This is a genomic window from Streptomyces sp. NPDC048192, assembly GCF_043202415.1.
Classification (GTDB): domain Bacteria; phylum Actinomycetota; class Actinomycetes; order Streptomycetales; family Streptomycetaceae; genus Streptomyces.
Genome location: NZ_JBIDAL010000007.1, coordinates 124,815 through 146,314, shown reverse-complemented (window position 1 = coordinate 146,314; position 21,500 = coordinate 124,815). Strand labels below are relative to the sequence as shown.

The window sequence follows — 21,500 nt, the reverse complement described above, 5'->3', positions numbered from 1 at the left end:
GCGCCAACGCTCGTCGTGTTCGGGCGGGTTGTCCAGCGAATTACCGGCACCGCAGGGCCGCCGTCCCCCTCTTTTGAACACGTTCAAAAGAGGGGGTAGTCTGAGCGCATCAACTCAGGGGGCTCGATGAAGGTGATTCTGCCGGGGGGAACCGGACAGGTCGGGACGATTCTCGACCGCGCTCTGACGGCGGCCGGCCACGAGGTCACCGTGCTGACCCGGCATCCGGCGCGCGAGCGGCAGGTCGGCTGGGACGGCACGTCGCTCGGCCGCTGGGCCGAGGCGATCGACGGCAGCGATGTCGTCGTCAACCTGGCGGGGCGCAGCGTCTCCTGCCGCTACACCCCCGAGAACCTGCGGGCCATGATGGATTCGCGGGTGGACTCGGCGCGCGTGGTGGGCGAGGCGATCGCCGCCGCGTCGCGTCCGCCGCGGGTGTGGCTGCAGATGAGTACGGCGACGATCTACGCCCACCGCTTCGACGCGGCGAACGACGAGGCGACCGGCGTGATCGGCGGCGCGGAGCCGGGCGTCCCCGGCTACTGGTCCTACAGCGTCGACATCGCCAGGAACTGGGAACGCGCCCAGGCCGAGGCGTCGGTGCCGGGAACGCGGAAGGTGGCCCTGCGCAGCGCCATGGTGATGAGCCCCGACCGCGGAGGCGTCTTCGACGTCCTGCTGGGACTGGTACGGCTGGGGCTGGGCGGTCCCGTCGCCGGTGGCGCCCAGTACGTGTCCTGGATCCACGACACCGACTTCGTACGGGCGATGGAGTTCCTGATCGACCGGGACGACATCGAGGGACCGGTCAACCTCGCCTCCCCCGGCCCGCTCCCGCAGCGGGACTTCATGCGGGCGCTGCGCGCGGCGCGGGGCGTTCCCGTGGGGCTGCCGGCGACCCGGTGGATGGCGGAGCTGGGGGCGTTCGCGCTGCGCTCGGACACGGAGCTGCTGCTCAAGAGCCGCCGGGTGGTCCCGGGCCGGCTCCGCGCGGCCGGGTTCGACTTCGCGTACTCCGACTGGCCGCCGGCCGCCGTGGACCTCGTACGCCGGGTGAAGGAGTCCCGGTGACGCGGGCGGTTGCTTGAAACTGCAAGCAGCCGGGGTATCGTGCGGCACGGCAGGCAGGTGAAGCACGCACCCCCCTCTGGAGGACGCCATGCGCGTCGCGATCACGGGATCGACCGGGCTCATCGGCTCCGCCCTCGCCCGTTCCCTCCTCGCGGACGGCCACCAGGTGGTCCGCCTGGTCCGTGGCCGCTCCGGCGCCGCCCCGCACGACGGCAGCGTGTGCGCGCACTGGGATCCGGTCGCGGGCCGGGTCGATCCCGGTGCGCTGGACGGCGCCGACGCGGTCGTCCACCTCGCCGGCGCGGGAGTCGGCGACAAGCGGTGGACCGCCGCCTACAAGCGGGAGATCCGCGACAGCCGGGTGCGCGGCACCGACGCCGTCGCGCGGGCCTGCGCCGCGTGCGCCGACCCGCCGCGCGTCCTGGTCTCCGCGTCCGCGACCGGCTACTACGGCGACACCGGCGCACGCGCCGTGGACGAGAGCGAGCCGGCCGGCGACGACTTCCTGGCCGGCGTCTGCGTCGCCTGGGAGGCGGCCGCCGACCCGGCCCGGCAGGCCGGCATCCGGGTGGTGCACCCCCGCACCGGCCTCGTGGTCTCCGCCGAGGGCGGTGCCTTCGGCCGGCTCTTCCCGCTCTTCCGCCTGGGTCTGGGCGGCCGGCTCGGATCGGGCGACCAGTACTGGCCGTTCATCTCGCTGACGGACCAGGTCGCGGCCCTCCGCTTCGCCCTCACCACCGAGGAGCTCTCCGGTCCGGTCAACTTCACGGCGCCGGAACCGGTCACGAACCGCGAGGTGACCCGGGCCCTGAGCCGTGCCGTGCACCGGCCGGCCCTCGCCGCCGTGCCCGCCTTCGCCCTGCGCGCGGCGCTCGGCGGGTTCGCCGAGAGCATCACCTGCAGCGCGCGCGTCGTACCGGCCGCCCTGCTGAGGGCGGGCTTCGCCTTCGCCCACCCGACGATCGACGGCGCGCTCGACTCGGCGCTGCGACCGGCCGGTTGACGAAAGGCGGGGCGGGAGTGGAGAAGGGCGCGGGCAGCCGGACCCGCCCGTGGCAGCGCGTGCGGGAACGTCCCGCGCGCGGGACCATGGTCGCCGGGCGGGGCCCGGATGACGGGTCCGCCGGAAGACGGGCGACGAGGAGGACGCCGTGTGCCGACTGTTCGGACTGACCAGCGCCCCGCTGCGCACGCACGCCACGTTCTGGCTGCTGGACGCGCCCGACAGTCTCAGCGCGCAGAGCCACCGCGAACCCGACGGCACCGGTCTCGGGGTCTTCGCCGCGGACGGCACGCCCAGTGTGCACAAGGCGCCGATCGCCGCCTACGAGGACCGGGCGTTCGCCCGGGAGGCCCGGGAGGTGGAGTCGGCCACCTTCCTCGCGCATCTGCGGTACGCCTCGACCGGGGGCCTGGACCTGCTCAACACCCACCCCTTCGCGCAGGACGGGCGGCTGTTCGCGCACAACGGGGTGATCGAGGGGCTGGACGAGCTGGACCGGCATCTGGGCGGGGATCTCGCGCTGGTACGCGGGGACACCGACTCCGAGCGGTTCTTCGCCCTGGTCACGCGGGAGACCACGGCGCACGGCGGGGACGTGACCGCCGGCCTGGTGGCCGCGGCGCGCTGGGTCGCCGCGAACCTGCCCCTCTACGCCCTCAACGTCGTCCTCGTCACCGCCGGGGAGCTGTGGGCCCTGCGCTATCCCGCCACCCACGAGCTGTACGCGCTCCAGCGGCCGGCCGGCGGGCCGCACGGGGCGCGGCAGCTCGACCACGCCGGCCGGGACGGTCATCTGCGGGTGCGCTCGGCGCATCTGGCCGAGCGTCCGTCGGTCGTCGTGGCCAGCGAGCGCCTGGACGACAACCCGGGCTGGCGGCTCCTCGCGTCCGGCGAACTGCTGCACGTCGGCCCCGAGCTGCGGATGACCTCCCGCATCGCCCTGCCCGATCCCCCGGCCCGCCCGCTGAGCCTGTCGGACCTGCACCCCGCCGCGGCCGCCTCCCAGCGGCCCGCGTAGCCGCGGGGACGCGGGTGCGTGCGGCGGACAGCCGGTGACCGGGCTCACCAGACCGACACTTGCGCAAGCCGTAAACTTTTCGCCGTGGAGACTACCGAGGTGACGGGTTGGGAGACCGCCGTGCTCGAGGGAGGGCCGGCGGACGGGCTGCGGATGAAGGTCTCCGGCCGGCCGCGCGTGATCCAGGTGACGTACCCCTGCCGGATCGAGGCCGCACCGCCCGGCGGCGTACGCGCCGAGGCGGTGTACGTCTACCGGCGTGACTACGGCGTCACCGACGAGCCCCTGCGGTACGGCTTCGACATCGCCAGTCCCTGACCGGCGCGGCGGGCCGCGCCGGTCACTCGTCGGAGTCGGGCTTGCCGCGCGCCGCCGCGTACGCCTGGGAGGGCGTCATGGCCACGCCGTTGAGGCTGACCGTCTTGTACGGGCTGACCTTGGCGCAGGTCTTGGCCTGGTCGGCGGTCGAGGCGTGGGCGCCTCCCACGGCCGTCTTGGTGTCGGCCGGGGAGCTGCCGCCCGGGTAGCTGGTGCCGCTGGTCCAGTCGCTTCCGATGACCAGGGTCAGACCGGTGCCGGTGCCCTGCTTCAGATGCGAGGTGGGCAGTCCGAGCGCCTTGGCGACGGTCGTGGCCTGCGCCTTCTGACCGGTGCCGTAGGTGAGGGTGGTCGTCGTCGCCGGGCTCGGCGCGTTGGCCGTGGTGGTGCCGGAGCCGAAGCCCTGGTCGGTGAGCCCGGTCGCGATGGCCGAGGCACGGCCGGTGACCGCGGTGCCGTTCTCGACGGTGACGGCGATCTGCGAGGCGGGCACGGCCGGGGCGGTGGCCTTCGCGGTCGCCGAGGCCGCCGTCGACTTCTTGCCGGAGCCGGTGGTCAGCGACTGGTCGTCGGCGATCGTGGCGAACAGGGTCTTGGCGCCCGGACCCACCACCACCCGGTCCTTGTTGTCCGGGTCGGGGGCCGTCTGCATCGTCGTGAACGTCATCCGCTTCGTCGGCACCTTGTTCACGTCCGCCGCGAGCGAGATCAGCTTCTTCACGCTGCCCAGGCCGTCGTCCACGGTCAGCGCCTTGGTGGCGGCGTCGGCCAGACCGTAGACCGCGGTGGGGTCGGTGAGCGTGCCCGCGCTCTTGAACTTGCGGATCATCGCGCTGAGGAAGATGTGCTGCGAGATCGTACGGCCGAGGTCGCTGCCGTCGCCGAAGCCGTGCCGGGAGCGCACGAACTCCAGCGCGCCCTCGCCCTTGAGGGTGTGGGTGCCCTTGGACAGCTTCAGGTGGGAGTAGGTGTCGTACACGTCGTCGCTGACGCACACGGAGACGCCGCCGATCGCGTCGGACATCTTCACGACACCGGAGAAGTCGAGCTTGACGAAGTGGTCGATGGGGATGCCGGTGAGCTGGTGGACGGTGGCCACCTGGCAGGCGGGACCGTACTGCAGGGCACTGTTGATCTGGCCGTAGTAGCCGGAGGTGGACCGGCCGGACTCGCTGTCCTTGCAGGCCGGGACCTGGGTCATGGTGTCGCGGGGGATGCTCATCACCGTCGCGTTGGAACGGTCCGCGGATATGTGCACCACCATCTCCACGTCCGCGTTGCTGCCGGTCTGCACCCCGGTCTTCGAGCAGCCGCCGCCGAGCTTGCAGTCGGCCGCGTTGGTGCGGCCGTCCGAGCCCATCACCAGGATGTTGATCGGGGTGCGGCCGAAGGCGTCGGCCTTCTCGCTGCCGCCCTTGCCGTCGAGCGAGACGCTGTGGATGTTGCCGTTCAGGTGTTCGTAGAACCACCAGCCCGCGCCGGCGGTGACCACGATGACGACCGACATGCCGATGCCGAGGCCCTTCAGGACCTTCGTGGCACGGCCCACCGGACGGGCCCGGCGGCCCCTTTGGCCGGCGCGCCCGCGGGCGGCCGCCCGGGCCGCCGCCCGGCCGCCCGGCTGACGCGTCCCGTCGGGCTCGACCACCCGCTGTCCCGGCACCCGCGCGCTGCGGCTGCGCGTGGCCTGCCCGGCGGGCCCGTCCCACGGGTCGCTCATCTCCCACTCCCATGAACGGTCCGGCGGGGCGAAGCCCGTGGCTCCGCCTTGCTTGCATGGTTGCGCAATCTAACAAATCTGGGGTCCGAACAGCACAAATACACACACGCTTCACCGGCGAGGCACCTCGTGGCGCCGCCGTGCGGACCGCAAACGGTATGGCAGCCGGAGTTTACGCGCCTTCTATAAGTGTTCTGTATGAACGTGTGACCCTCGCCACACTGGAAGCGCCCGGCGCCGCGTCGCCGACGGCCCCTGATACGGCGTGCTCAGCCACTGCTCCGGCGCAGCGGGCGGACCTGGACCGGCTCCCGCGCGGAGCGTGCGCTCAGCTGCTCCACCATCACGCGGACCAGCGCCACCACGTCCGGGTCGCCTATGGAGTAGACCTGCCGCCGGCCCTCCCGGCGCGAGCCGACGAGTCCGGCCAGCTTCAGTTTCGCCAGGTGCTGGCTGACCGCGGGCAGCGCTCCGCCCACCCGGTCGGCGAGATGCGTGACATCGCTCTCACCCTCCGACAGGGCCCACATCAGATGCAGCCGGGCGGGGGAGGCGAGCAGACCGAACGCCGCGGCGGCCTCGGCGAGCACCTCGGCGGACGGATCCTCGAAGCCCGCGGCGTTCTCCGGCACAGTCCTCTCCCGTCCCCGCCTCGCCGTCACCGGCGACTCCTCTGCGCCCACCCACTGTAGGCGCCCGGTCACGGCGGCGGGCCTGGCCGGGACGGCCCGGACTCAGTCCTCGTAGAAGTTGTTGACCACGACGTCCGGTTCGTCGTCGTCGAACGCCTCGTTGAGCAGCGCGCCGCCGATGAGGCCCGCCGCACCGGCGCCGATGAGCGCGCCCGCGCCGAAACGCCGGCCGCCGCCGTCGTGGTGGTGGTGATGGTCGTGGTCGGCGTACGGCTGCGGGTATCCCTGCTGGGGGTAACCCTGCTGCGGATAACCCTGCTGGGGCGGCGTGTAGAACGGCGGCACCGTGGTCTGCACGCGCTGAGCACAGGCCGCGCAGGTCTGGACGGGCCGGGGCACGCCCCACTGCGGGGACCAGGTGACGGTCGTCGTGCCGGGGCCGTGGTGGGGGTCGAAGAAGCAGGTCACGCTCGAACTCCCGGTGGGGTACGGGGATGCGGGGAACGCCGGGTCCGGCACGGGGGCAGCGGCGGCCGGCGGGTTCGGTGGGACGGGCGGCCGGTACGGATCGGCGGGCGGCCGCGCCGCGGGGGCCGGGTAGGGAGCGGCGGGCGGCTGCGGTTCGGGCGGCAGGGGTGCGTCCGCGTGCGCCGCCGGTGCGGCGGCGGGGGCCGGCGCCGGGACCGGGGAGGCGTCCTCGGGCACGGTCACGCCGTAGTCGGCGGCGATGCCGGCGAGGCCCGCGGCGTAGCCCTGCCCGACGGCGCGGAACTTCCACTCCGCGCCGTGCCGGTACAGCTCGCCGAAGACGAGCGCGGTCTCGGTGGACAGGCCGCCGGAGGCGAGGTCGTAGCGGGCCAGCTCGGTGCCGTTCTCCTGGTCGAGGACGCGGATGTGCGCCCGCCGCACCTGGCCGAAGGACTGGCCGCGACTCGCGGCTTCGTAGAGCGACACGGGAAAGACGATCTTCTCCACCTCGTCCGGGACCCTGGTCAGGTCGACCTCGATCCGCTGGTCGTCGCCGTCGATGGGCGCGCCGCTGCCGCGGTGGCGGACCGAGCCGTCGGGGCTGGTGAGGTTGTTGAAGAAGACGAAGTGCCCGTCGGAGAGCACCTTTCCCGTCCGGTCGCACAGCAGGGCGCTGCCGTCCAGCTCGCAACCGGTGTTCGCCTGCCAGCCCAGCCCGACCGTCACAGCAGTCAGACCGGGGGCCTGCTTGCTCAGCGACACATTGCCGCCCTTGGTCAGGGACACACCCATCGACGTCCTCCGCAGCCGTTCACACTCAGCACGTCCATCATGATCGACGTTCCGGGACCCCTTCGAGTTCCCCGGTCGTGCCCTGTGCTGATCACCCGGGCGGCCCGATCGCCACCGCGGTCGTCACCGCGTCCCGTGCGGGCAGGAAGGAACGACGCCCCGCGCTCGGCGTGGGGCGTCGGCCGTCAGGGCAGCTTCACGAACGGCGCCAGGAAGGACCGGGCTCCCGGTGTGTCGAGGCGGTAGGCGACGTTGGTGGCGTAGCAGGGGGTGTCTCCGGTGATGGTCGTGGCGGCGAGGACGTTCCTGCCGCCGGCGACCATGAAGTTGGGGCCGCCGGAGTCGCCGTAGCAGGCGCCGCCGTTGCCCTGCGGTGCCGTCATGGCGAGCCGCACCCAGGACGGGTTGAGGGCGTCGAAGGTCAGGGGGGCCTTCATGCGGACCCCGCCGCCGGGGTGGGTCTGGCCGCCGGGCCCGTTGACGGCCTCCTGGGTGCCGTACCCGGCCACGAACCAGTCGGTGGAGTTCAGGCCCTGCGGTGCGAGCGTCCCCAGCTGACCGGCCGTCGGCAGGGCGGCCGGGGTGAAGGACCAGCGGGCGGCGACCTTCGCCGCGGGCAGTTCGATCACCGCGATGTCGTGCGGGTCGGAGGCGGGGCCCGGATAGTCGGGGTGGGTGTGCGCGACGCCTTCGACGGCGACCGCGTTCGCCTGGGCGGCGGGGTCGCCCGGGTACTTCTTCGCGGCGGCGTCGAGCCCGGACTGGACGTCCTGGTCGAGCGAGACGTAGAAGCGGACGCCGGCCGGCCAGTCGCTGGTGCAGTGCGCGGCGGTCAGGAAGGTGTCCGCGTCGATCATCGTGCCGGAACACACCCAGTCGACGCGGTCCGGGGTCGCCGGGTCGTTGTCGTCGTCCCAGGTGGCCACGAGCGCCCCGACCTCGGTGCGTTCGGGTGCGGGCGTGGCGTTGTAGGAGTTGATCGCGGAGGAGGGCAGCGCGACGGCGAGCACGGTGGCGCAGGCCGCGGCGGTGACGGCGGTGACGCGTAGGGCGGTCAAGAAGAACCCCTTCACTGGATGTGTGGGACAGGTGTTCTCCTGTGGGAGGTAGGAGCATTGAAGTGGCCGGGGCGGCCCGGGGCAAGACGGCGTGCCTCCTGATCTCGCCGCGGGGTCCGGCGAGTTGCTCTTGCACTTCTTCCCGCGGCCCGTGGGACGGCAGCGCCTCTTTTCATCCCTACGGGTGAATCGGCGGATGGATGTCCGGACTCCTCCTGCTCTGTGCGGTGTGCTGAGCCACGCGGGCCTGACGCCGTCGCAGGCCGGCCGGAGACAGGAGGGGGCGGGACGTATGCGTGGCTTCGTTCTGTGCGCGTGGCTGCTGACCGCCGGACTCGGCGGATACCTCGCCACGGTCTGGGTGCGGCACGGCGGTCTGCGGCAGCGCACGCCCGGTGTGACGCGCCTGCCGCTGTGGCTCGTGCTCGGGCATGTGGCCCTGGCCGTGGCCGGGCTGGCCGCCTGGACCGCCTATGTGGTGGGAGGCGTGCGGAGTTCGGCCTGGGCCGCGTGCGCGGTGGTGCTGATCGTGGCGGCGTTCGGCTTCATGATGCTGCTGCGCTGGCTGCCCAGTTCCGGCCGCCATTCCCACGGGGCCGCCACGGCCGAGCGGCACTTCCCGCTCACGGCCGTGGTCGCCCACGGCACGGCCGCCGGCGCGACCGTGCTGCTGGTGCTCCTCGTCGTCCTGCGCAAGGCGTGAGCCGTACGGCTCACGCCCCGGCCGGGTTCACCGTGCGAGCCGTAGGGCTCACGCCCCGGCCGGGTTCACCGTGCGGACGGCCGGCGGCGCACGGCCGCCAGCACCAGGCCGCCGACCGCCGTCACGGCCACCGCGCCCGCGGCCAGCACCGGAATGCCGTCGCTGCCCGTCGCCGCGAGGCTGCCGCCGGAGCCCGACGCTCCCGACGTTCCGGACGTCGCCGAGGCCCCCGTCGTGCCCGTGGTACCGGTCGTGCTCGTGGATCCCGTGGTGCCCGTGGTTCCCGAGCCACCGGTCGACTGGCCGTGCGGGTCGTTGCCCCCGCTGCCCGAAGCGGTGCCGCCGTCGCCGGAGTCGCCGCCGTTCGTGCCGCCGCCGGAGGTGCTCGTGCCCGGCTCGCCGTCGCGGGTCACGTCGACGTTCAGATAGGCCGTGTCGTTCGCCGGATTCCCGTCGAAGTCCGGGTGGATGCCGTACACGGAGCTGACCGCCACCTCGCCCTGGGTGTCCCGGGCCTTCTTGCCGATCCTGAGGACGAACGTGTAGTCGAAGGACTGGCCGACCTCGAAGGTGTGGTCCGCGGGTGAGCACACGTACACGGCGTGACCGGGCTCGGACGGTCCGGTCGGGCCGTCGATCGCGAACGGCAGGCAGTCCTCGGGCACGTCGACGGCCACGGTGCCCTTCGGGATCCGCACCATGAGGGCCGGCTGGTCGTCGCTCTGCTGGTTCCGGACCCAGCCGGGGCCGTCGTTGCGCAGCGTCGCCGTGACGCTCACCCTGCTGCCGGGCGCGCCCTCGGCCAGGTCGCCCTCCGCGTGAAGGTCGGCGGTGTTGTCCGCGGTGAGGTTCAGCAGCCGGTAGCTGTCGTCGTAGCCCTCGCCCGGAGCCGCGCCGGTGGGGCTCGTGCCGTACTCGACGGACTCCATCAGGGCCTTGGGCAGCGTCGTGAAGCGTACGGGCACGGTGACGGAGGCGCCAGGCTCGACCACCGTGTCCAGCCGGCACAGCGCCTGCCTGACCTGGTCGGCGTCCGTGGAGTACGTGCACCCGTCGACGTGCGCCGGGAAGTCGAGGCCGCGGGTCAGCCGGACCCGGAAGGTCAGCCCGTCCGCGGCCGCCGTGCCCTTGTTGGTCACGGTGACGGACCGGTCGTACACCTCGCCCGGCTTGGGCGCGGCGGCGGGCAGCGCGGAGACCACGAGATCGGGGGCGGGGTCCTCGGCGTGCGCCACGGGTGCGGCGAGCAGCGGGAAGCCGATTCCGATCGCGGTGGCGGCCACGCGGGTCGCGGCGGGGCGGAACGCTGAGCGCACGACGGGACTCTCCTCGGAAAGGCGCAGGGCACGACCCGGCCCGTTCAGGGCCGGCTGATCATGTACTGGACACGCGAGGAGGGCCACAGGTTGTACGGAGCACCGAGGCCGGACCGCTCAGGGTGTGCCGCGGGTGTGCTCCGCCTCGTCGGTCACGGGTCCCGGTCGCCGCGCAGGCCGGCGTACGACCAGGCTGCTCACCTCGAAGGACATCTCGGTCGTGCCGGCCGCGGGCGCCGGGTGGTAACGGCCCGCGCACACCGACAGGTTGACGATGAGACAGGCGTGCCAGCCGTGGCCCACGCCGCGGTGGTCCGCGAAGACCGGCGCCCCGTTCACCGACCAGACGACCGAGCGCGGCCCGAACTCGGTGCGCAGGTCCAGCCACGCGCCGGGGCGGACGGCGGCATCCCGGAAGGAGTGGCCCGCGCCGCGCACGTGGTTGCCGAACTCCAGCACGTCCGGGTGGTCGGGGTGGTACTCGAACACGTCGATCTCCTGGTCGCCGTCGCGCCAGGTCCAGATCGCCGGCCACGCCCCGACCTCGCACGGCAGCCGTACCCGCGCCTGGAGGATGTCTCCGGAGCGGACGGTGAACGCCTCCGCGCTGCCCTCGGTGGTCAGCAGGCCGGTGTCCCAGTAGCCGTCCGGCCGGCGGGTGGCCCTGAACACGCCGGAGCGGGAGTAGGCGGCGTCGGGCACCAGGTGGTCCAGCTTGTCGTCGCCCGGGTTGACCGGGCCTCCGTCCGGATACGCCCAGCTGCGGCCGGCCACCCATTGCCGGGCGGAGCCGAAGTCGGCCGTGAACACGACCTCCGTGTGCGGCGGTACGCGCGGGGGCGGCAGCGGGTTTCCGGGAGTCGGTCTGTCCATGACCGATGTCTGACCTGCCCGGGACGGAACATGCGCCCGGCGCCCCGTGCGGCGCCGGAACGACCCTTTCGGGTGACCACTGCGGCGGGAATACGGCCGCGAAACGTCACCAGGCCTGGTGGGACGGCGGATTCCGTGGTGTGCTGGTGGTGGCGGGAAGGACCGAGAACAGACGCGGGGAAGCGGCTCACGGCCGTGCACCGCGCAATCCGGATCCGCGAGAAGCGGGTGGCCCTTCCCGCCCCGGCACGCAAGCCGTCCGCACGCAAGCCGTCCGCCGTGCCGTGCGCGCTTCCCGGCCCACGCCGTGCGGCGACTCTCCGCAGGCGCGGGTCAGCCGCGTCCCCCGCTGAGGTTCCCCCACCGGGGTCCGATCTGCTTCCACTCCTCGTCCCACTCGGCCATGCGCCGCTTGATCAGCCGGCCGCGGACCACCCAGCCCGCGCCCCAGACCGCCGCGGCGGCCGACGGGGCGACGAGCACGCCGGTGAGGGCCGCCTGCAGGTCCGCCGCGGCGCCGGTGACGGGCGCGGAGACCACATGGCCCCCGCGGTCGGTCCACACGGTCACCTGGGACCCGGCGGGAACCCCGGGCAGGACCTTCGCCCGGTCGGTGTGCACGGCGCCGTGGGCGTCCGTCCAGCGCACGGTGGCCCAGACCCGCCCGTCGGCGTAGCCCGACCCGGAGGCCGAGGTCCGCGCCGCGCCGTCGGTGACCACGGCGGACACCGCGTGCACCTGCGCCTGGCGGGCGGAGAAGGCCGCGCCCGCGGTGCCGGCCGCGGCGAGCCCGGCCGCGGCGCCGCCGAGCACGGCCAGCACCCAGGTCACCAGGACGATCCAGGCCTCGACGACGTCGCTGTGCCGCCTGAGCGGGTTGCTGCGCCAGCGCCACAGCCGCACAGGTGTGACCGTCGTGGGAGGTGTCCGGGTCATCGTCACCGCCTCCTTACACGCACCGACGGCTTCGTCGCCTCCACTCCGCGTACCCCCTCGCCGGGCGGAGTGCGCCGGGCGGGCGGCGAGCGGGCTCGGGGCGGTCTCCCGGACCCGGCCGTCGAGTGTCACCCCACCATCGTGCACCTCAATTGGGATGTCGGCGGGGTGAGTACCCAAGAGGCTCGCGAGCAGGGCGGGCCGGTTCAGCGGCGCCCTGTGGCTCCGGTGGCACTTCTCACAATTCGCCCGGAACGGGCGTGATGGTGACCGCGGCCACGTCGGCGAGCGCGCGTTTTCTCTACGTTCGTGACCATGCCGTTTCACCTCTCCCCCGCTTCCGCACGCTCACGGGCCGGCGTCCTCCTGGCCTCGGCCGCGGCCCTCGGCTCCCTCGGCGCGCTGCACCCCGCGCCGGCCGCGGCCGCTCCGGCCGCATCCCCGCACGTCACGGCAGCCGTCCTGGACCTCGACGGCTCCGGCCGCACCCCGGTGGTGCACGGAACGGACAGCGCGTACGACACCGCGAGCATCGTCAAGGTCGACATCCTCGCGGCGCTGCTGCTGAAGGCGCAGGACGCGGGACGGCAGCTCACCGCCGAGGAGCGCGGGCACGCCGAGCCGATGATCGAGCGCAGCGACAACACGGCGGCCGACGCGCTGTGGCGGGAGATCGGCCAGGCCTCCGGGCTGGCGGCGGCCAACAAGCGGCTCGGGCTGACCTCGACCACGGGCGGGTCCGGCGGGAAGTGGGGCCTGACCCGGACGACCGCGAGCGACCAGATACGGCTGCTCAGGGACGTCTTCGACGGCACCGCGGCGTCTCCTTCCGGATTCGCCGGCCTGAACACGCGCTCCCGTGCCTACGTCCGCACGCTCATGGGCCGGGTCCTGCCCGAGCAGAGCTGGGGCGTCCCGGCCGCCGGTGCCTCCGGGACGCCGCGGGCGCTGAAGAACGGCTGGCTGCAGCGCACCACCACCGGCCTCTGGGACGTCAACAGCATCGGACAGGTCACCGTGAAGGGACACCGGTACCTCGTAGCCGTCCTGTCCAACGGCAGCGCCTCGATGAGCACGGGGGTCTCCCTGGTGGAGCGGACGGCACGCGCGGCCGTCGCCTAGCGCCCCAGCGGACGCGCCCCTCGACGCCGTACCGCGTGGGCCGGTGTGACGCGTCTGTGCCAGTCGACGGACACGGCCGTGACGTGCCACCGCGGAGCCGACGCGCGTGGCCATCGCCCTGGGGATGTGATCCGGGGGGCTGCGCCGGACCGCCGGCGGTGGCGGCGTGGGGAGGACTTTTCGGGCGCTGCGGACGGGGCACGCGGTGGGGACAGGACTTCCGAGCGGAGGGCGGTATCAGCATGAGCGAGTACGAATGGTCCCGCACGATGCCCGCACAGCCCGAGCAGGTCTTCGACCAGGCGGCCAACATGGGCCAGCTCGACGCATGGCTCCCGGACGCCGTGCACGTGGAGGCCGAGGACCCGCCCGCCGTCACGGTGCACGAGGACCGCTACGGCCACGACATGCCCGCCCTGCTGCGGGCCGAGCCCGACCAGATGCGTCTGGAGTGGGGCACGCGCGAGCAGGGCAGCTACACCGGCTGGCTGCAGGTGTCCGGCATCGGCAGCGGGGCCAGCGAGGTCACCGTGCACCTGTCGTTCTTCGACACCGATCACGATCCCGGTGAGGAGGCGGTGTTCCGCGCGCTGGACAGCAGCCTGCGGCGCCTCGAGGAGCAGGTGCGCCTGCGCGTGGACAACCCTTCCGGCTAGGTGCCGGCCCCGGTGGGGGCCGGCTGTTGCCGCCGGAAAGCGCTGGGGAGCCGGAGTGATCGTCGTGCCTGAACCCGGCAGCAAGAAGTACGACACCCGAAGGGCGCGGCTGCGCAAGGACGCCGAGCGTTCCGGCGTCTCCGACCAGGACGCGAACGCCGTCGCCAACGAGTCCCTGCAGCAGGACGAGGGGTTGCGGAGCCGGGGCCCGAAGACGGAACGCGGCCGCGGCCCCAAGGGCGAACGCCCCGAGAACGAGTAGACGTGCTCAGGGCCTCCCCGGACGCACCGGGGAGGCCCTGAGCCGTCCTCGCCGCCGACTGCTCTCCGTCACCGACCGGACCCGAACGTCCGGGTCGTGTAGGCGCACTCCGTGTAGATGTACCCGGGGCGCAGTGCGGCCGTGTCGGAGGCCGGGGTCGCGGTGCTGCCGCCGTTCGGCTTGTGCACGAAGTAGGTGGTGCCCGCCGGGAGGCTGATGGTGCGCTGCGGATAGTGCCGGGAGTTGTCGCTGCACGGCTTGAAGCCGGTCGTCAGGGTCTCGGCGAGGGTGTACGCCGCGCAGCCGCCGCAGGCCTTGAGGGTGAAGCTGCCGGTGACGGGGCCCGTGTAGAGCACGGTGATGTCGTGCGGGCTCGCGTTCTTCACCGTCACGGAGATGCCGCCGCCGGAGGCGGTGGTGGGCAGCTTCCTGCCGGCCTCGGGGAGCGTCTGGGCGACCTCGGCGGCTATGGCGATCTTCTTGGCGCGGGCGGCGTTCCGGGCGTTCCTGTTGTCGGCGACGAACTGTTCCATGGTCGTGCGGGCGGCGTCGAAGTCGCCGTCCTTGTACTGGTCGACGCCGCAGGCGTACTCGCCCGCGCCGCCGCTGCGGCCGGCCCGCCCGGCCGCCCTGGCCAGCGTGCCGTCCGCGTCGCCCGACGACTTCGCCAGTTGCCCGATCCGGGTGTCGAGGTCGCGCAACCGCTGGACCGCGGTGCAGGGTTCGCCGCCGCCGACGGCCTTCTCCGCCCGCCGTACCGCCGCCTCGACGGCCGGGGACACCTTGGCCGCCGCACCGGACCGCGGGAAGGTGTCCAGCAGGTCGCCGAAGCGGGCGTCCCAGTCCGTCCCGCCGGCGGTCAGGCGCTGCGCCCCGCACTCCCACAGGGAGTTGGCGAGCCGGTCGTCGGGCCAGCTCGCCAGTGGTCCGAGCCGGTCCTTCGGCAGGGTGCCGGGCACCGTGCGCAGGTACTTCAGCGGCTCGACGGCCTCGCAGTAGTCCTGGCGGCCGTAGGCCGCGCCGACCGTCGTGTAGTAGGTCCGCAGGCTGCCGGGAAGCCGCCGGGCGGCGCGGGAGCCGGCGTGGTGCTCGGCGAGATCGCGGTAGACCTCCAGCGCCGACCGGTAGCCCGGCTCGGCGGACGCGAACGGCCGCCGGCCGCTCGTCGCCACCAGCCGGTCGGCCGTGTCCAGGCGGCCGAGGAGCGCCTGTTCCACCGCCTCGTGGTGAGCGTCGCGGTACCACAGCGCGCCGCCCGCCGGCACGGCCAGCAGCACCACGCCCAGCAGCAGGGCGAGCGGCGCCCGGGGCGGCCAGGACAGCCGGGTGCGCAGTCCGGCGACCCCGCCGTGGAGGGCGGCGAGCAGCAGGACGAGGGCGTAGCCGGCGAGGGCCGCCGACGGGACGCCGTCGGCGTCGGCGGGCAGCGCCACCAGCAGCAGGACAGCGGTCGCCGTCCAGCACGCGGCCATGAGCGCCCACCGCCGAAGCAGCGCGTAGCCGAGCCCGAGGCCACTCGCGTTGAGCAGGGCGACCGCGGCGGCGCGCCATGCGTCCGGCGGCGCGGGCGGCGGGCTCGTCGGCATGGGCGGGATGGGCGGCGGCACCGGGAACCCCCGGCTCGGACCGTACGGACCTCCGGACATGCGCGCTCCCCCCCGTCAGCGGCGCCCCCCATGGCCGCGGATCCGCAGTGTACGGGCCCGCGCACCGGCGGGACAGAGGCGCGAACACCCGCCCCGCTGTTGAGACTTGAACAGGCCGACGCATAAGGAGGTCCTTGACCGTATCTCCCTGCTCCTTATTTGCCTCATGACCCTTTTGTCCGATTATCCTGGGCGGCCGTGCCCGGTCGGAGAGGTCCGGCGGCATCCGACGGCATCGACGGCATCCGAGGGAAGGAACGCACGGGACATGCTCAGCGCGCGGTTGCCCGCTCTCCTGGCACGGATCGGACGGGCCGGCGGCGCCGAGGCCGCACGGGCGGCCGTGGCGGCGGGGCTGACCTGGCAGGCCTGCGCGAGGCTGCTGCACATCCCCGCGCCGTACACGGGTGCCGTCGCCGCCGTCCTCGTCGTGGAGGCCACGGTGGCGGCCACGGTCTCCGCCGCCGCCCGCCATGCCACCGGATGCCTGCTCGGCGCCCTGCTCGCCGTGCCCGCGGCGCTGTACGCGAGACCCGCCATGGCAGGTCTGGCGCTGGTCGTCTTCGCCTCCGCGCTGCTGGCCCGGCACCGATTCCTCGGGCATCACGGGCTGCATGTGCCGATGACGGCGCTGCTCACCTTCGCCCTGGTGCGCGGCGGCCACCCCGGCGAACTGGCCGCGCACCTCGCCGAGATCATGCTCGGCATCGGCTTCGGGCTGCTGTGCGGCGTGCTGCTGTTCCCGGCCGTGCGGGTACGGTCCGCCGAGCGGGCCCTCGAGGACCTGCGCCTGCGGGTCGCCCGCTGCCTGGACGGCCTCGCCGACGCCGTCCTACGCCGGGAGCGGCCGCGCGGCGTCCTCGGCCCCGCCTGGGAGGACGACCTCGGTACGGCCCTGGTCCGGGCCCGCGCCGCCGTGGACGAGGCGCACGAGAGCCTGCGCTGGAACGTGCGGCCGGCCGCCCGGCGCCGCCGCTGGCACCTGGACCACCGGGTGCTGCGCATGCTGACCGGCGTCGCCGGGCAGGTCACGGCGGCCGGCCGGCTCCTCGACGCCCACCCGGGCGCCGCCGGGGACTCCCGGCACGGCTCCGCCTTCGCCCAGCCGTACGCCCGTCTGCTGCGGACGACCGCCCTGTGCGCCTACTCCTGCCGCGGCGGCCGGCCGCACCCCGCCCTGCCCGCCGCGCGCCAGGCCCTCGCCCGGCTCGGCGCCCACGGCTGCGATCCCCCGGACGGCGACGGCGGCCCCGACCAGCGTCTGCTGCGCCCCCTGGCGTCGGCCCTGACCTGTCTGTCGGCTCCCCCGCCCGCTCCGCCCGCCCGCCCCCACCGGCTCCTCGACCCGCTACGGCACGGACCGCGACGATGACCACACACACTCCCGAACTCCAGGACGCCCTCACCGGCACCGCGAGCACCCCCGGCCCCGCGGGCCGCGGCACCGGCGCCCGCGCGCTGCCGGCCACGGCGCCCGTGCTGCTCATGGTGGTCGTCGCCGTCACCGATCTGCTCACTCCGGACTGGCTGCACGTCTCACCGGCGATGGCCGCCGTGCCGGTGCTGGCGGCCGTGCTGCTGCCGTGCCGGGCGACGGCGGCGCTCGCCTGCGGGGCGCTCGCGATCACGGGGCTGCTGCAGTGGGACGCCGGCAGCTGCGGGCACCCGGACGCGGACGTCACCCTCGGCACACTGTTCGTGGTCGGCCTCACCTCGCTGGCCGCGTGCTCGCTCAGACAGCGCCGGGAGCGGCAGCTGCGCCAGGTCCGCTCGGTCGCCGAGACCGCGCAGCGCGCCCTGATGCACCCCCTCCCGCACCGCATCGGCTCGCTCGCCCTGAGCGGGGTGTATCTGCCGGCCGAGTCGGAGGCGCGCATGGGCGGTGACTTCTACGAAGCGCTCAGCACGCCGTACGGCACCCGGCTCGTGATCGGCGACGTACGGGGCAAGGGACTCGAGGCCGTCGGCGCCTCGGCGACCCTGCTCGGCGCCTTCCGTGAACTGGCGTATCAAGAGCCGTCGTTGACGAAGGTGGCGGAGCAGCTCGACGAACGGGCCCGGCGGCGGATCGCCGCCCTCGACGGCACACCGGACGACCCGGGACCCGACGGCCCGGCCGCGCTGTTCGCGGAGCGGTTCGCGACGGCGCTCCTGGTGGAGTTCCCGCCCGGCGAGAGCGTGGCCCGCCTCGTGCACTGCGGGCACCCCGAGCCGTACGTCGTCCACGCCGGCGAGGCACGGGCGTACGAGCCCGAGCAGCCCGGCGCGCCGCTCGGCCTGGGCGACCTGCTGGCGGCCCGGCCACCGTCCCGGACCGTGCCGTTCGGACCGGGCGACCGCCTCGTGCTGTACACCGACGGGTTCGTCGAGGGCCGCGACCGCTGTGGCCGCTTCCACGACCTGGCCGCCTCCGTGCGCGTGCACGCCGGCCGGCCGCTGGAGGCGATGGTGGCCGCCCTGCGCCGCGGCCTGCTGCACCACGTGCACGGCGACCTGGACGACGACGCGGCCCTGGTGGTCCTCGAACGCCTGCGGTGAGGAAGCCGGCTCCCAGGGCGCGCCCACGACACTCCCCCGCTCGTCACCCAGCGTGACGTCAGGCCCTTCCGGGCTCTCGTTTTCCCTCGCCTGGCGCAATGGCGCTGCGCCGGAGGAGCGCGGTTCTGTGACCGGTGTGACGGTGGTGGAAGGAGTGGGGCAGACCTGCGACGAGGAGGCGGCATGCCCGACGGAAGCGGCGAGGGCGGAGCGGCGCGCACGGCCGTGCTGGACGACCGGTGCGCCGGCGTGCCGCGCGGCCCGGCCGGTGACGGTTTCGGACAGCTGGGCGCCGTCGCGGACGCCGTGCTCTACGAGGGATACCTGCTCTACCCCTACCGCCGGTCCTCACCGAAGAACCGGGTCCGCTGGCAGTTCGGCGTCCTGCTGCCCCGCGACTGGGTGGAGCGGGACGGACCGGTCACGCCGGGGATCTCCGGCTCCGCGGACTCCTGGTACCAGCAGACCGAGTGCCTGCTGCGCGCACGGGACGCGGACGCGGTCGTACGGGTGCGGGTGCGGTACCTGCAGATGCAGGACAAGCAGGTCGAGGCGGCCTGTCCGGACGGGGAGCACCGGCCGGTGGAGTCGCTGCGCACGGCCGACGGCACCGCACACCTGTCGTTCGAGGAGGCGGTGCCCCGCGAGCACGAACTGGTGTTTTCGCTCCGCGAGTTGACGGGCGGCGTCCGTACCGCCCGCGTCGTGGCGGCGGCCGGCACGGACACCGGGCCGCTGCCCGAGGGCGCGGGCCGGACCGTGCGGCGGCGCCGTGAGGTGCGGGGCGCCGTCACGGTGGTGGCGGAGCCGCTGGCACCGGAGCTGTACCGGCTGCGGGTGCGCACCGAGAACACCGGCGAGGCCGCGGACCCCGGCTCCCCGCGCGGCGAGGCGCTGCGGCAGGCGCTGATCGCCACACACACTCTGCTCGGCGGGGACGGCGTGGAGTTCGTGTCCCTGATCGATCCGCCCGCAGCGCTCGCCGAGCACGCCCGGGACTGCCGTAACGCGTTCACGTTCCCCGTGCTCGGCGGCGCGGCCCAGGAGGGCGCGACCGGCGCCATGATGCTGTCCGCCCCGATCATCCTGCCGGACCGGCCGCAGGTGGCGCCGGAGAGTCCGGGCGACCTGCACGACGCGGCGGAGATCGACGAGATCCTCACGCTGCGCACCATGCTGCTGACCGACGAGGAGAAGGCCGAGGCACGGGCCACCGACCCGCGGGCCGCGCAGATCGTGGACCGGGTGGAGGCGATTCCCCGCGAGGTGTTCGAGCGGCTGCACGGCGCGATCCGTTCCCTGACGCCGGCGGCCCCGCCGGCCGAAAGGCCCTCCTGGTGGCAGGAGGGCGCCGACGACGGCCTGTCCCCGGCGACCGACACGGTGCTCGTGGACGGGGTGCGCGTCGGCGGCGGCAGCCCGGTGCGGCTGCGCCCGCGCGGCCGGGGCGCCGACGCACAGGACATGTTCCTGGCTGGCCGCACGGCGCGGGTCGCGGCGGTCTTCCACGACGTGGACGGCAGCGTCCATCTTGCGGTCACGGTCGACGACGACCCGGCCGCCGAACTGCACGGCTGGTACGGCCGTTTCCACTACTTCCGGCCCGACGAGGTCGAACCCCTCGGCCCCGCCGGCCCACCGGGCCCGGGCCGGCCACTGCGGCCGCAGCCCCCGCGGCCCCCCGAGCGTCCGGCCGGCCGGCCGGAGGAGGGACGGTTCGATGGACGCCCTTGACGTCCTGACGCACGACCACCGGATGGTCGAGCAGTTGTTCCGCGACTACCGGGCCGCGGCCTCGGACCGGCAGCGGCGCGGCGTCGTGGAGCTGCTGGTGCGGGAGCTGTCCAAGCACGCGGCGCTGGAGGAGATGCATCTCTACCCGCTGGCCAGGAAGGTGCTGCCGGACGGCGACCGCGAGGTCGACGAGCACCTGAGCGAGCACATGGGGGTCAAGCAGATCCTCCTCGACCTCGACCGGCTCGGCGAAGGCGACCGGCGCACCGGCGAACTGGTCGAGCAGCTGCGGCACGAGGTGGCGGAACACATCCGGGAAGAGGAGGGCACCCTCATGCCACGGCTGCGGCAGCACGTGTCGCAGCCCGACCTGGACCGGCTGGGCCGGCTGATCGCGCAGGCGAAGGCGGCCGCACCGACCCGCCCGCACCCGAACGCCCCCGACCAACCGCCCGCCCTGACCTTCGCGGCCCCGGTGGCCGCGGCCTACGACCGACTCCGGGACCGACTGCAGCGGAGGCCGAGGACATGACCACGCAGAGCGGCACCACCGAAGTGACCCGCGAACCCAGCCGGGCGAAGGCGCGCGGGGACGGATTCGACGAGATCCACATCCTCTGGATCTCCGAGGGCATGAGCTGCGACGGCGACACCGTGTCCCTGACGGCCGCCGGGCAGCCCGCCATCGAGGACCTGGTGCTCGGGCTCATCCCGGGCCTGCCGAAGGTGAACCTGGTCAACAAGGTGCTCTCCCCGAGCCTGGGCGGCGAGGACTTCCTGGCCCCCTACCGGGCGGCGGCGCGCGGCGAGTTGTCGCCGTTCATCCTGGTCATCGAAGGCTCGATCCCGAACCAGAACATCATCGACGGCGACGGCTACTGGACGTCCTTCGGCAACGACCCGGACACCGGTGAGCCGCAGACGCTGAACTGGTGGATCGACCAACTGGCGCCGAAGGCCTGGGCGGTGGTGGCCGCCGGCACCTGCGCGGCGTACGGCGGCATCCACGCCATGGCGGGCAACCCCACCGGCTGCATGGGGCTCGCGGACTACCTCGGCTGGGACTTCAAGTCGCAGGGCGCGCTGCCGGTGGTGAACGTGCCCGGCTGCCCGATCCAGCCGGAGAACTTCATGGAGACCCTGATCTGGGTGCTCTACCACGCGGCCGGGGCGGCGCCGCCGCCCCCGCTGGACCACATGCTGCGTCCGCAGTGGCTGTTCGGCAAGACGGTGCACGAGGGCTGCGACCGGGCCGCGTACTACGAGCAGGCCGACTTCGGCAAGGACTACAACTCCCCCAAGTGCCTGGTGAAGACGGGCTGCTGGGGTCCGGTCGTGAACTGCAACGTGCCCAAGCGCGGCTGGATGGCGGGCATCGGCGGCTGCCCGAACGTGGGCGGCATCTGCATCGGCTGCACCATGCCCGGGTTCCCGGACGCGTTCATGCCGTTCATGGACGAGCCGACCGGCGGTGCGCTGTCGTCCTCGCTGATCAAGCCGTACGGCGCGGTGATCCGCCGGCTGCGTGGGCTGACCAACATCGCGGTCAACCGCGAACCCAAGTGGCATCACAACGGTCCGGAACTGACCACCGGTTACGACCCGCACTGGCGTGCCTGACGGAAGGCCACCAC

The 21,500-nt window shown here is 73.8% G+C and carries 20 protein-coding genes and 1 pseudogene; 13 read left to right on the top strand and 8 right to left on the bottom strand.

Annotated features, from left to right (window positions below; translation table 11 throughout):
- Positions 1 to 126: 126 nt before the first annotated feature.
- From ACGFZN_RS16435 to ACGFZN_RS16420, 4 genes are all read left to right on the top strand, one after another.
- Positions 127 to 1,071, top strand: a complete 945-nt coding sequence (locus ACGFZN_RS16435; RefSeq protein ID WP_393859140.1) for a TIGR01777 family oxidoreductase — start codon at positions 127 to 129, stop codon at positions 1,069 to 1,071.
- An 88-nt stretch (positions 1,072 to 1,159) separates the two neighbouring features.
- Positions 1,160 to 2,074 carry a TIGR01777 family oxidoreductase gene (locus ACGFZN_RS16430; protein ID WP_393859139.1) on the top strand — a complete coding sequence of 305 codons (915 nt, stop codon included), beginning with the start codon at positions 1,160 to 1,162 and terminating at the stop codon, positions 2,072 to 2,074.
- Between the two features lie 148 nt (positions 2,075 to 2,222).
- Positions 2,223 to 3,092 carry a class II glutamine amidotransferase gene (locus tag ACGFZN_RS16425; RefSeq protein ID WP_393859138.1) on the top strand — a complete coding sequence of 290 codons (870 nt, stop codon included), beginning with the start codon at positions 2,223 to 2,225 and terminating at the stop codon, positions 3,090 to 3,092.
- A gap of 84 nt (positions 3,093 to 3,176) precedes the next feature.
- Positions 3,177 to 3,410: a hypothetical protein gene (locus tag ACGFZN_RS16420; protein WP_393859137.1), complete on the top strand. Its 234-nt coding sequence runs from the start codon at positions 3,177 to 3,179 to the stop codon at positions 3,408 to 3,410.
- Positions 3,411 to 3,432: 22 nt separating this feature from the next.
- Here the strand turns inward: ACGFZN_RS16420 and ACGFZN_RS16415 are convergent, their stop codons facing one another.
- The 4 genes and pseudogenes from ACGFZN_RS16415 to ACGFZN_RS16400 all read right to left on the bottom strand — a co-directional run bounded on the left by ACGFZN_RS16415 (position 3,433) and on the right by ACGFZN_RS16400 (position 8,080).
- Complete coding sequence (locus tag ACGFZN_RS16415) at positions 3,433 to 5,130, bottom strand: LCP family protein (RefSeq protein ID WP_393859136.1); 1,698 nt, start codon at positions 5,128 to 5,130, stop codon at positions 3,433 to 3,435.
- Between the two features lie 269 nt (positions 5,131 to 5,399).
- Positions 5,400 to 5,762 carry an ArsR/SmtB family transcription factor gene (locus tag ACGFZN_RS16410; RefSeq protein ID WP_393859135.1) on the bottom strand — a complete coding sequence of 121 codons (363 nt, stop codon included), beginning with the start codon at positions 5,760 to 5,762 and terminating at the stop codon, positions 5,400 to 5,402.
- Between the two features lie 702 nt (positions 5,763 to 6,464).
- Positions 6,465 to 7,022, bottom strand: a pseudogene (locus tag ACGFZN_RS16405) (TerD family protein); the annotation flags it as partial.
- Positions 7,023 to 7,207: 185 nt separating this feature from the next.
- Positions 7,208 to 8,080, bottom strand: coding sequence for a trypsin-like serine protease (locus ACGFZN_RS16400; protein ID WP_393859134.1), 873 nt, complete (start codon positions 8,078 to 8,080; stop codon positions 7,208 to 7,210).
- 292 nt (positions 8,081 to 8,372) lie between these two features.
- On the opposite strand from ACGFZN_RS16400, the gene ACGFZN_RS16395 reads away from it, so the two are divergent.
- Positions 8,373 to 8,783 carry a hypothetical protein gene (locus ACGFZN_RS16395; RefSeq protein WP_330341905.1) on the top strand — a complete coding sequence of 137 codons (411 nt, stop codon included), beginning with the start codon at positions 8,373 to 8,375 and terminating at the stop codon, positions 8,781 to 8,783.
- A 65-nt stretch (positions 8,784 to 8,848) separates the two neighbouring features.
- Here the strand turns inward: ACGFZN_RS16395 and ACGFZN_RS16390 are convergent, their stop codons facing one another.
- The 3 genes from ACGFZN_RS16390 to ACGFZN_RS16380 form a co-directional block, all read right to left on the bottom strand.
- Complete coding sequence (locus ACGFZN_RS16390; protein WP_393859133.1) at positions 8,849 to 10,099, bottom strand: hypothetical protein; 1,251 nt, start codon at positions 10,097 to 10,099, stop codon at positions 8,849 to 8,851.
- Positions 10,100 to 10,216: 117 nt separating this feature from the next.
- Complete coding sequence (locus ACGFZN_RS16385; RefSeq protein WP_393859132.1) at positions 10,217 to 10,972, bottom strand: beta-glucanase; 756 nt, start codon at positions 10,970 to 10,972, stop codon at positions 10,217 to 10,219.
- A gap of 333 nt (positions 10,973 to 11,305) precedes the next feature.
- Entirely contained in the window at positions 11,306 to 11,908 is a 603-nt protein-coding gene (locus tag ACGFZN_RS16380) for a hypothetical protein (RefSeq protein WP_393859131.1), read from the bottom strand.
- Between the two features lie 315 nt (positions 11,909 to 12,223).
- Between ACGFZN_RS16380 and ACGFZN_RS16375 the strand changes: the two genes are divergently transcribed.
- The 3 genes from ACGFZN_RS16375 (at position 12,224) to ACGFZN_RS16365 (ending at position 13,948) form a co-directional block, all read left to right on the top strand.
- Positions 12,224 to 13,030, top strand: coding sequence for a serine hydrolase (locus tag ACGFZN_RS16375; protein ID WP_393859130.1), 807 nt, complete (start codon positions 12,224 to 12,226; stop codon positions 13,028 to 13,030).
- A 242-nt stretch (positions 13,031 to 13,272) separates the two neighbouring features.
- On the top strand, positions 13,273 to 13,686 hold the full coding sequence (locus ACGFZN_RS16370; RefSeq protein ID WP_393859129.1) for an SRPBCC family protein: 414 nt from the start codon (positions 13,273 to 13,275) through the stop codon (positions 13,684 to 13,686).
- A 55-nt stretch (positions 13,687 to 13,741) separates the two neighbouring features.
- Positions 13,742 to 13,948, top strand: coding sequence for a hypothetical protein (locus ACGFZN_RS16365; RefSeq protein ID WP_393859128.1), 207 nt, complete (start codon positions 13,742 to 13,744; stop codon positions 13,946 to 13,948).
- Positions 13,949 to 14,016: 68 nt separating this feature from the next.
- Here ACGFZN_RS16365 and ACGFZN_RS16360 read toward each other — a convergent pair whose 3' ends face one another.
- Positions 14,017 to 15,534 (bottom strand): hypothetical protein, encoded by a 1,518-nt coding sequence (locus ACGFZN_RS16360; RefSeq protein ID WP_393859127.1) that lies wholly within the window; start codon positions 15,532 to 15,534, stop codon positions 14,017 to 14,019.
- Positions 15,535 to 15,862: 328 nt separating this feature from the next.
- On the opposite strand from ACGFZN_RS16360, the gene ACGFZN_RS16355 reads away from it, so the two are divergent.
- The 5 genes from ACGFZN_RS16355 to ACGFZN_RS16335 all read left to right on the top strand — a co-directional run bounded on the left by ACGFZN_RS16355 (position 15,863) and on the right by ACGFZN_RS16335 (position 21,486).
- The gene (locus ACGFZN_RS16355) at positions 15,863 to 16,966 is read left to right on the top strand and encodes an FUSC family protein (RefSeq protein WP_393859126.1); all 1,104 of its coding nucleotides are present in this window, start codon (positions 15,863 to 15,865) and stop codon (positions 16,964 to 16,966) included.
- Positions 16,963 to 18,132 carry a PP2C family protein-serine/threonine phosphatase gene (locus ACGFZN_RS16350; RefSeq protein WP_393859125.1) on the top strand — a complete coding sequence of 390 codons (1,170 nt, stop codon included), beginning with the start codon at positions 16,963 to 16,965 and terminating at the stop codon, positions 18,130 to 18,132. Before ACGFZN_RS16355 ends, ACGFZN_RS16350 begins: the two co-directional genes overlap by 4 nt.
- A gap of 183 nt (positions 18,133 to 18,315) precedes the next feature.
- Positions 18,316 to 19,866 carry a hypothetical protein gene (locus ACGFZN_RS16345; protein WP_393859124.1) on the top strand — a complete coding sequence of 517 codons (1,551 nt, stop codon included), beginning with the start codon at positions 18,316 to 18,318 and terminating at the stop codon, positions 19,864 to 19,866.
- Positions 19,853 to 20,398 (top strand): hemerythrin domain-containing protein, encoded by a 546-nt coding sequence (locus tag ACGFZN_RS16340; protein ID WP_393859123.1) that lies wholly within the window; start codon positions 19,853 to 19,855, stop codon positions 20,396 to 20,398. Before ACGFZN_RS16345 ends, ACGFZN_RS16340 begins: the two co-directional genes overlap by 14 nt.
- Positions 20,395 to 21,486: a hydrogenase expression protein HypE gene (locus ACGFZN_RS16335; RefSeq protein ID WP_393859122.1), complete on the top strand. Its 1,092-nt coding sequence runs from the start codon at positions 20,395 to 20,397 to the stop codon at positions 21,484 to 21,486. The genes ACGFZN_RS16340 and ACGFZN_RS16335 overlap by 4 nt, the downstream gene beginning before the upstream one ends.
- Positions 21,487 to 21,500 lie beyond the last annotated feature (14 nt).